This window comes from Pseudomonas gozinkensis, from assembly GCF_014863585.1.
In the GTDB taxonomy this organism is placed as follows: Bacteria; Pseudomonadota; Gammaproteobacteria; order Pseudomonadales; family Pseudomonadaceae; genus Aquipseudomonas; species Aquipseudomonas gozinkensis.
In genome coordinates this window covers 2,122,423-2,132,345 of sequence record NZ_CP062253.1, presented here as the reverse complement: position 1 = coordinate 2,132,345, position 9,923 = coordinate 2,122,423, and the positions used below count along the sequence as shown (strand labels likewise).

6 protein-coding genes are annotated in these 9,923 nt (G+C 60.2%); 4 read left to right on the top strand and 2 right to left on the bottom strand.

The genetic code is table 11. The features are described from left to right. Positions 1 to 235 precede the first annotated feature (235 nt). The gene (locus tag IHQ43_RS09630) at positions 236 to 973 is read right to left on the bottom strand and encodes a thioesterase II family protein (protein WP_192564155.1); all 738 of its coding nucleotides are present in this window, start codon (positions 971 to 973) and stop codon (positions 236 to 238) included. Between the two features lie 129 nt (positions 974 to 1,102). Here IHQ43_RS09630 and IHQ43_RS09625 point away from each other — a divergent pair, with 129 nt between their 5' ends. Beyond that, positions 1,103 to 2,236, top strand: a complete 1,134-nt coding sequence (locus IHQ43_RS09625; RefSeq protein ID WP_192564154.1) for a cupin-like domain-containing protein — start codon at positions 1,103 to 1,105, stop codon at positions 2,234 to 2,236. A 6-nt stretch (positions 2,237 to 2,242) separates the two neighbouring features. On the opposite strand, the gene IHQ43_RS09620 is transcribed toward IHQ43_RS09625, so the two are convergent. Continuing rightward, positions 2,243 to 3,415 (bottom strand): MFS transporter, encoded by a 1,173-nt coding sequence (locus IHQ43_RS09620; RefSeq protein ID WP_192564153.1) that lies wholly within the window; start codon positions 3,413 to 3,415, stop codon positions 2,243 to 2,245. A 310-nt stretch (positions 3,416 to 3,725) separates the two neighbouring features. On the opposite strand from IHQ43_RS09620, the gene IHQ43_RS09615 reads away from it, so the two are divergent. The 3 genes from IHQ43_RS09615 to IHQ43_RS09605 all read left to right on the top strand — a co-directional run bounded on the left by IHQ43_RS09615 (position 3,726) and on the right by IHQ43_RS09605 (position 9,488). Continuing rightward, positions 3,726 to 4,526 (top strand): glucose 1-dehydrogenase, encoded by an 801-nt coding sequence (locus tag IHQ43_RS09615; RefSeq protein ID WP_192564152.1) that lies wholly within the window; start codon positions 3,726 to 3,728, stop codon positions 4,524 to 4,526. Continuing rightward, the gene (locus tag IHQ43_RS09610; protein WP_192564151.1) at positions 4,519 to 6,345 is read left to right on the top strand and encodes a glycoside hydrolase family 15 protein; all 1,827 of its coding nucleotides are present in this window, start codon (positions 4,519 to 4,521) and stop codon (positions 6,343 to 6,345) included. Before IHQ43_RS09615 ends, IHQ43_RS09610 begins: the two co-directional genes overlap by 8 nt. A 164-nt stretch (positions 6,346 to 6,509) precedes the next feature. Next, the gene (locus IHQ43_RS09605) at positions 6,510 to 9,488 is read left to right on the top strand and encodes an amino acid adenylation domain-containing protein (RefSeq protein ID WP_192564150.1); all 2,979 of its coding nucleotides are present in this window, start codon (positions 6,510 to 6,512) and stop codon (positions 9,486 to 9,488) included. Positions 9,489 to 9,923: the final 435 nt, after the last annotated feature.

Below are 9,923 nucleotides of genomic sequence, written 5' to 3'. Positions count from 1 at the left end.
TTCTTGGCATCCGGATCAGTAGGCAGGCAGCACAAAGGCACGTCGTCCCTATAAAACGAATGCAGACCGGAAAAATTAGCGATTGAGAAGAAGTGTCAGAAGCAACTGTGGGAGCGAGCTTGCTCGCGATAGCGGTCTGTCAGTCAACCCTGCGCTGACTGAAAAATCGCTATCGTCGGATCGCCGCCCGGGGCAAGCCCGCTCCCACAGCTTTCAGGATGAGTTGGAGGTTGGGCTAGACGGCAGCCATCAAGCTGTGGCGCCGGTGATGCACCTCGAGTTGATCCTTGATCACCTTGAGCACTCGGGCTTCGTGCTCATGAATGAAGAAGTGCCCGCCGGCCAGCATGTCCACCGAGAAGCTGCCGGAGGTTTCCTTGCTCCAGCCGATCAGTTGTTCGGTGGTGGCCTTGTCGGCCTTGCCGCCGAGTACGTGCACCGGGCATTTGAGCAACGGGCGCTGCAACGGCTGGAATTTGCCGCACAGCAGGAAATCCGCGCGCAGGATCGGCAGGGTCAGGCTCATCAACTCTTCATTGGCCAGCACTTCTTCGCTGGTGCCGTTGAGCGTGCGTAACTGATCGATCAGCTCGGCGTCGGTCTTCGGATCGGCGAAACCACGGTCGTAATCGGCGCGCATGGTCGGTGCAGCGGTGCCCGAGGCGAACAGCGCCACCGGTTCCGGACAGCCCAGCGCCCGCAGCGCATGGGCGATTTCACAAGCCATCAATGCGCCCAGGCTGTGGCCGAACAACGCATACGGGGTCTTGAGTGCCGGGCGCAATTCCCTGGCCAGTTGCATCGCCAGTACGCGCATGTCGGTGTGCAGCGGTTCGTCGAACCGTGCGCCGCGCCCCGGCAGCTCCACCGGTTGCAATTGCAGCCATTGCGGCAGCTTCGGCCGCCAGCGGCTGTAGACCATGGCACTGGCGCCGGAGTACGGCAGGCACAGCAGGGTCAACTTGGTCACCACGCTTCCCTCGAAAAAATGTCTCTTCAAGAGGGTACGGATCAGCGGCAGGGCAAATTAGTCGGCGGTGGCTAAATTTCCCCCACAAACCCTCGTTAACCGTTCAGGCCAAAACAACAACGAGGATTCCCCGTGGACCTGCAGACCATCCTGGGCAAGCTGTTCGCCAATGCCGGCGCCGTCGGCATCGAAGGCGTTTTCCAATTCGTGCTGGGTCCACAGCTGGCGTGCTGGTCCGAGGTCAAGGCCAGTACCCGCACCGAGGCCGGTCGACACCCGAATCCGGACGTGACCATTGAAGTGGCGCCGAACGATTTTGCCGGGATCATGAGCGGCACCGCCAACGTCGAAGAGCTGTTCGCCAGCGGTCGTTTGAAGATCGGCGGCAACATGGGCCTGGCGACGATGCTGCCGCAGATCATCGACCACGCCCGCCACGGGGGTGCACCGGCGCAAAAAGTCGACATGAACAAGCGCTATCCGACCCCGCCGCGCCGCAGTGAAACCATCACCGCCGCTCGACCGGTGCAGACCGTCGTCGAGCGCCGGCCGCGCAGCGAGTTGTCAGTTCAGGAATTCGAAGAGCGCTACCTGCCCTTCGGCACGCCGCTGGTCATCAGCAATGCCTTGCACGACTGGCCACTGTTCAAGCTCAGCCGCGAAGAGTCGCTGGTGCACTTCGCCGAACTGCAAGGCATCACCCGCCACGGCGATTACGTGAAGAAAACCTTCTCCACCGAACGGGATTTCCGCTCCACCTCGATGGCCGATTTCATCGCTTCGCTGGACAGCCCGGCGGCCAAGAGTGCGGACGGCGAGCCGCCGGCCTACATGGGCAACAACATCCTGCCCGCCGCGCTGATGCAGCAGATCAAATACCCGCCCTACTTCGATGGCTCGCTGTTCATCCCGCCACGGATCTGGATCGGCCCCAAGGGCACGCTGACGCCGCTGCACCGCGACGACTCCGACAACCTGTTCGCCCAAGTCTGGGGCCAGAAGAAGTTCACCCTCGCCGCGCCCCACCACCGCGAAGCGCTGGGCACCTGGTCCACTGCGCCGGAAGGTGGGCTGGATGGCTGCGATTTCAACCCGGATGCGCCGGACTATGAGCGCTTCCCCGCCGCACGCAACGTGACGTTCCTGCGCGTGACGCTGGAGGCCGGCGACCTGCTGTTCCTGCCCGAAGGCTGGTTCCATCAGGTGGAGTCGGTGTCGACGTCGCTGTCGGTCAACTTCTGGGTGAATTCGGGCCGGGGCTGGTAACCGCCATTATTTGAGGTGACGAAAGCTCTGCACCGCAGAGCCCAGCACCACCGCCCCGGCGGCAATCGCCAGCCAGAAGCCGCTGCGCGCGCCGAACGCATCCACCAGTGCGCCGGAACCGGCAGCGCCGATGGCCACGCCGATGCTCAAACCCGTCACCAGCCAGGTCAGGCCTTCGGTGAGTTTGGCCGGTGGCACGATGCGCTCGATCAACGCCATCGCCACGATCAGGGTCGGCGAGAAGAACAGCCCGGCGATGAACACCGCGACGGCCAACCCGAAAATGTTGCTCGCCAGCAACAACGGCAGCGTGGTCACCGCTGTCGCCAGACCGCCGTAGAGAAACAGGCGCGGCAACGGCAGCTTCGAGCGCATTGCACCGAAGGCGATACCGGCCAGACAGGAACCGATGGCGTACACCGACAGCACAATGCTCGCCGCCGCCGGCTGGCCCTGCTGCTGGGCGAACGCGACGCTGACCACATCCACCACGCCGACAATCACGCCCATGGCGAGCATCAACGCCAGCAGCCATTGCACGTCGGTCGAACGAATGATCGAACCCTGATGCTGCGATTCGTGCGGATGCACCGGCGGCTCGGTGCTGCGCTGGGCGACGAACGCCGTCACGCCGATCGCCAGCATCAACAACGCCGCCAGCGGCCCGGCCTCGGGAAACACGCCGACGCACAAGCCCACCGACAACGGCGGGCCGACGATAAAGCAGACTTCGTCGAGCACCGATTCCAGCGCATACGCGGTCTGCAACTGCGGCTGGCCGCGATAGATTTCGGTCCAGCGCGCCCGCGCCATCGCCGACATGCTCGGCATGCAACCGGCCAGTGCGGCGCAGACAAACAGGGTCCAGGTCGGCGCCTGCAAACGGGTGCACAGCAGCAACATCAGCAGCGCGCCCCCGCCGATCAGCGCCGCCACCGGCAACACCCGCCCCTGACCAAAGCGGTCCACCAGCCGTGACACCTGCGGCGCGCAAAACGCCGTGGCCAACGCAAACGTCGCCGCCACCCCGCCGGCCAACGCATAGCCGCCGGTCAATTGCGAAAGCATGGTGATCACGCCGATGCCAGTCATGGAAATCGGCATGCGCGCGATCATCGCGGCAATCACAAAAGCCCGGGTGCCGGGGGCGTTGAACAGTTCGCGGTAAGGGTTTGCCATCGGATGCAGCCTCATCAGGGGCGGCCAAGTTGCCACAAAGCCTGACGGCCGGGGAAGCGCGCAATTGTTGGTGGAATGTGAAGTCCCTGTGGCGTGCAGGGCCAATCGCTGCCGCATGATGATCGCTCCCACGCCGAGGCGTTGATCGTTCCCACGCTCCGCGTGGGAATGCAGCCCGGGACGCTCCGCGTCCCATGCGTACTCGGGAACGCCCAAAAGAAACCTGTCGATCATTTCATGTACGCGGATGAACTCTCGCCGCCGCTCATCAGTCAGCTAATTAAGCCCTCAACCCAAGGCGCGACCCTGCATGCAGATTTCCCTCGCCCGCCAAGTGGCTCTCGTCACCGGCGCCAGTTCCGGCATCGGCCACGGCGCCGCCAAAGCCCTGGCCGCTGCCGGTGCCGCCGTGGTCATCAACTACAACCGCCAGGCCGAGCCCGCCGAAGCGCTGGCCCGGCAGATCGTCGCCGACGGTGGTCAGGCCATCGCCATCGGTGCCGACGTCTCGAAGGAAGATGACGTCGAGCGGCTGTTCCAGCAGACCCTCGACGCCTTCGGCACCCTGGACATTCTGGTGGCCAATTCCGGCCTGCAAAAAGACGCGGCGGCTGTGGATATGTCGCTGGCCGACTGGAACGCGGTGATCGGCGTCAACCTCACCGGCCAGTTCCTCTGCGCCCGCGCCGCGCTGCAGATCTTCAACCGCCAGGGCGTGCGCGAAGGCGTGTCGCGAGCCGCCGGCAAGATCATCCACATGAGTTCGGTGCACCAGCGCATTCCCTGGGCCGGGCACGTCAATTACGCAGCGTCCAAGGGCGGGGTCGATCAATTGATGCAGACCCTGGCCCAGGAAGTCAGCCAGCAGCGCATCCGCATCAACGGCATCGCGCCGGGGGCAATTCGCACGGCCATCAACAAAGACGCCACCGAAGGCGACGCCGCCCAGGCCCTGCTCAAACTCATCCCTTACGGTCGCATCGGCGATGTCGAGGACGTGGCCAACGCGGTGGTGTTTCTCGCCTCCGATGCCTCCGACTACATCGTCGGCACCACCTTGTTCATCGACGGCGGCATGAGCCTCTATCCGGAGTTCCGTGGCAATGGCTGAGCATCCTTGCGAACGACAAAGCCCCATCGACGCCCACGGCATCATCGGCGACATGCGCAGTGCAGCGCTGGTCAATGACAAGGGCAGCGTGGATTTCTTCTGCTGGCCGGAGTTCGACAGTCCGTCGATCTTCTGTTCGCTGCTGGATACCCCCGACGCGGGGATTTTCCAGTTGGCTCCGGACCTGCCCGATGCCCGGCGCGAACAGATTTACCTGCCGGACACCAACGTTCTGCAAACCCGCTGGCTCAGCGACCACGCCGTGGTGGAAATCACCGACCTGCTGCCCATCGGCGACAACGACGACGCCCTGCCGCTGTTGATGCGCCGGGTGCGGGTGGTCAGCGGGCAGGCAACGTTTCATCTGCGCTGCGCCGTTCGGCATGACTACGCCCGCGCTGAAACCCGCGCCGTCATCAACAAAGAGGATGTGCTGTTCAGCGCCAGCGGGCAGCCAACACTTCGGCTGGCCTCGGATCAAACCTTGAGCGTCGATAACGACGCAGCCGTCGCGCAATTCACTCTCAAGCAGGATCAAACGGCGGCATTCATGCTCGGCGCCAGCGACGACCCACGTTTCGCCGAAGGCGCCGCACAACTGTGCATCGAACGCACGCTGAAGTTCTGGCGCGACTGGATCGGCCAGTCCAACTATCGCGGCCGCTGGCGGGAAATGGTCAACCGCTCGGCCCTGGCCCTGAAACTGCTGACCTCGCGCCAGCACGGCGCAATCCTCGCCGCCGCCACCTTCGGCCTGCCGGAAACACCCGGCGGCGAGCGCAACTGGGACTATCGCTACACCTGGATCCGCGACGCCTCCTTCACCGTCTACGCATTCATGCGCCTGGGCTTTGTCGACGAAGCCAACGCCTACATGCGCTGGCTGCGCGGACGGGTCAGCGATTGCAGCGGCCAGTCGATGAAGTTGAACATCCTCTACGCCATCGACGGCCGCCAAGAACTGCCGGAAACCGAACTCACGCATTTGGCCGGGCATGGCGGCGCGAAACCGGTGCGCATCGGCAATGGCGCGTACAACCAGATTCAACTGGATATCTTCGGCGAACTGATGGACGCCGTTTATCTGGTCAACAAATACGGCGACGCGATTTCCCACGAAGGCTGGAAACATGTGATGGAAGTGGTCGATCAGGTCTGTGAGACCTGGCAGACCAAGGACGTAGGCATCTGGGAAATGCGCGGTGAGCAACATCACTTCCTGCATTCGCGCCTGATGTGTTGGGTAGCGCTGGACCGGGCCATTCGCCTGGCCTCGAAACGTTCGCTGCCGGCGCCCTTTGCCCGCTGGGACCAGACCCGTCAGGCGATCCACGCCGACATCTGGGACAACTTCTGGAACGAAGAGCGCGGACATTTCGTGCAGTACCAGGGCGGCACGGCGCTGGATGGCTCGATGCTGCTGATGCCGCTGGTGCGTTTCGTCAGCGCCAAGGATCCGAAATGGCTGGCGACGCTGGAAGCCATCGAAAAACATCTGGTGCGTGACGGCATGGTTTATCGCTATCGCAACGACGATGCGGGTATCGACGGATTGTCCGGCACCGAAGGCGCCTTTGCTGCGTGCTCGTTCTGGTACGTCGAATGTCTGGCTCGCGCCGGGCAAGTGGAAAAGGCCCACCTGGAATTCGAGCAACTGCTGCGTTACGCCAATCCGTTGGGGTTGTACGCGGAGGAATTCGACAACCGTGGCCGGCATTTGGGCAACACGCCACAGGCGTTGACCCACCTGGCGCTGATCAGCGCGGCGAGTTTTCTGGATCGCAAGTTGAGTGGGGAGAAGAATTACTGGCAGCCTTGATTGAAGGCTTCCTTATATTTCCCATGGAAATATCCATAGAAAAACACACTCTAGGAACAAAGGTTTTGGGTCAGAAGCATTTTCTAAAATGAGAACTGCCCCACAATTTTTTGGCCACACAGAACAAAATGCGGTTTGGACGGGGCACTGACCGGAGCGTCATCATGCAACCTCAAACTGTCCTGGAGCTTTTCAAACAAAACGTTAAGCAGTTTCCCCATCACATTGCCCTGCACTGCCCTGAACGACAGGTCACTTACGCTGAGCTCGACAGCGAAATTGACAAGGTCGCCGGTTTTCTGATTCAGAACAACATCACGCAGGGCCAGCGGGTGCCCATCATCGGGCATCGCTCCATCGAGCTGATCGTCGCCCAGCTTGGGGTCATCAAGTCCACGGCTTGTCACGTCCCGATCGATGCTCGTCTGCCGGATAACCGCAAGCGCAACATTATTGATCAATGCGCGGCTGAAATCGTGCTGGTTACAGACAGTGACGATGCCACGGATTGTGCAGTCCCCAAGCGTTCAATCAAGGCAATTCTGGAGGACCCATCATCCGCTGCGCCTCTATCGCGCATGCCCACTCCCGAGGATGTCGTGTACGTGATTTTCACGTCCGGCACGACCGGCCAGCCCAAAGGGGTCGAGATTGAACATCACTCGCTGCTGAATCTGATCGAATGGCACAACGAGCACTTTGCAATGACAAGCGACTGCCGCTCGACACTGATGGTCGGTGTTGGTTTTGACGTGTCGCAATGGGAGATCTGGGCACCATTGTGCGCTGGCGCCACCCTTTACATCCTGCCGGACGAAATACGCAGCAGTGTTCCGGAGCTGCACGATTTCTACTGCGAACACTTGATCACTCATGCCTATGTTCCGACGGTTCTGGTCAGTGAATTGATCCGACATCCCCACACCTCGAATCTGGTTTTGCAGTATCTGTTTACCGCCGGTGAAAAACTGCCGTCCATCGAGACACAAGACCTGAACTACAGATTGGTGGATTACTACGGCCCCACGGAAGCAACGATCTATACAACGTGTCGGGTTTTCGATCAGTCCGGCGATCACGGCGTGTCCTCGATAGGGTTTCCGGTCGCTGACACGCAAGTGTTCATTCTGGATGAGAAATTCGAATCCGTTTCGGCGGGCAGCATTGGCGAGCTGTACATCAGCGGCCAATGCCTGGCGCGCGGCTACCTGTCCAGTCCGGAACTGACCGCACAGCGCTTCATCACATTGCCACCCCTCAACCTGCGGGCTTATCGTACCGGCGACCTCGCACGCTTCTTGCCCGACGGCAGCGTTCAGTACCTGGGGCGCAACGACGACCAGTTGAAAATTCGCGGTTACCGGATCGAACCGGGAGATGTGGAGGCAGCTCTTTTGCGCCAGCCCGGTGTGAAGACGGCAGTCGTCTGGATAGACACGAACGAAGGGCCAGCCGGCAAACGCCTGATTGCGTTCGTGGTAGCCACGGCTGATACACAGGCAAACGACCTGATCAGTGCCTTGAAAATCGGCATGAAAAAAGAAGTGCCGGACTACATGTTGCCCGCGCGCTATTTTCTGCTGGACGCCATTCCTTGCACCCTCAATGGCAAAACGGACAAGCAGGCACTTCAGGCACGCTACGCTGCCGCATCAAATGATGCGCCGAAATTCGATATCGCCAATGAAACAGAGGCCCGCATCGCCGCCATCTGGCAGCAGCATCTGGGCCACGCCGACTTCACCACTGACGATGACTTCTTTCAGATCGGAGGCCACTCATTGATGGCAGCGGCTGTCCTGCGAGACATTTCGGAACGACTTCAGGCCCCTGCGTACATCCGGGACTTCTACGAGTTCTGCTCCATCAAAGCCTTGGCCGCAGAACTGAGTCGAAGGAGGATTGCCGGTGCCCCGATACCGCAAAGCGAACCGGTGCGCGCACTGCAGGACGATATAAACCTGCCGCCGACTTTCGCTCCCGCCGACCGTTTCAACGAGCAGCAACTGACAGCGCCGAAACACATCATGCTCACCGGAGCTACCGGCTTCATTGGCGTTCATCTGCTTGAAACACTGTTGAGGACTACCGACGCGAAGATCCATTGCCCAGTGAGGGCCGCCAGCCCTCTTTTGGCCCAGCAACGAGTAATCGCCACGCTTGAGCGCTACAAAATCCGGCTCGAATCAAATGATCTGATGCGCATCGACATCTTCCCGGCCGACCTGTCCGAACCGCAACTTGGCCTTGAGCAAACGCTGTATGCACGGCTGTGCGAACTGATTGACGTCGTTCATCACTCCGCCAGCGCCGTCAATTTCATTCAGCCTTATTCCCACATGAAGAAGGATAATGTTGAGGGGCTTAAACAGGTCATCGACTTTGCCGCCCAAGGCCGACTCAAACCTTTGATCCTGCTGTCGACCATCTCGGTGTACAGCTGGGGTCATCTGCACACCGGTAAAACCACGATGTATGAGCATGACGACATCGATCAGAATCTGCCTGCCGTCGTGACCGATCTGGGTTATGTGCGCAGCAAATGGGTCATGGAAAAAATCGCCGATCTGGCCCGGGAAAAAGGCCTGCCACTGATGACCTTCCGGCTGGGTTACGCCACTTGCGACAGCCGCACCGGTGAATTCGCCGGCTATCAATGGTGGAGCCGTCTGATTCAGACCTGTCTGGCGTTCAAGGCCATACCCGCACTGACCAACCTGCGCGAAGGGCTCACGACCGTCGACTACATTTGCGAGGCAATCGGATGTATTTGCCGAAACCCGTTGGCCCTCGGCAAAAAATTCAATCTCATCCCCTCGCCCGAGAAGAATCTGACCCTTGAGGATTTTTTCGCCCGGCTGGAAACCCATTGCGGCCTGAATTTCGCCCGTCTGCCGTTCAACGACTGGGTCGATCTCTGGAAAACCAACCCACGGGCCCCGCTTTATCCGCTGTCGAGCCTGTTTCGGGACAAGATCGTCGACAATCAGTCCACCGTGGAGCTTTACCAAAACACCTATCTTTGGGGTTGTTCCAACGTCCAGCGTTTTCTTGAAGGCAGTGGCATACAGGAGCCGGAGTTCAACGCCAAACTGCTGATCCCGTACCTGAAAAAGATTCAGGAATCGCCTTTCATGGTGTGATCAAACTGCAATTGTGCGACCGGACATGACCGATTCGCGCTGCGACTTCGTCATGTCTGGTCGTTTTCCGTCATCCATTTACTGATCTTCCCAACTGAAAAAGCACCAGACACAGTCAGAAAAATGCTCTTTCTCTTCAACATTTGTAGGAAAGGACTGACTCAATGGGTTTCCTCCCACACGTCAACATCCTGATACCCGCTTCAGTCATCAAACGCTGAATCCTGTTGCACATTGGCCATGCGGGTTATCAACAGCAATCTGGCTGCAGCCACGTGCGTTTAACAGCCGATAAACACTTGTCAGCCTCCCTGCAAGCCTTCCCCATCCTTCGTACTTACACCCCGAAATACCTTGTTGCCAGCGGTTACATCCCCCCCTACCATCCACCGCAACGGGCACAGCGGAGCTGTCCAATAAAAACCCGATTCAAGG

What these genes read in the sequence shown, in the direction of transcription:
- IHQ43_RS09620 (WP_192564153.1), bottom strand. Translation starts at nt 3,415, where the DNA reads ATGGCAAACCCTTACCGCGAACTGTTCAACGCCCCCGGCACCCGGGCT.
- IHQ43_RS09615 (WP_192564152.1), top strand. Translation starts at nt 3,726, where the DNA reads ATGCAGATTTCCCTCGCCCGCCAAGTGGCTCTCGTCACCGGCGCCAGT.
- IHQ43_RS09610 (WP_192564151.1), top strand. Translation starts at nt 4,519, where the DNA reads ATGGCTGAGCATCCTTGCGAACGACAAAGCCCCATCGACGCCCACGGC.
- IHQ43_RS09605 (WP_192564150.1), top strand. Translation starts at nt 6,510, where the DNA reads ATGCAACCTCAAACTGTCCTGGAGCTTTTCAAACAAAACGTTAAGCAG.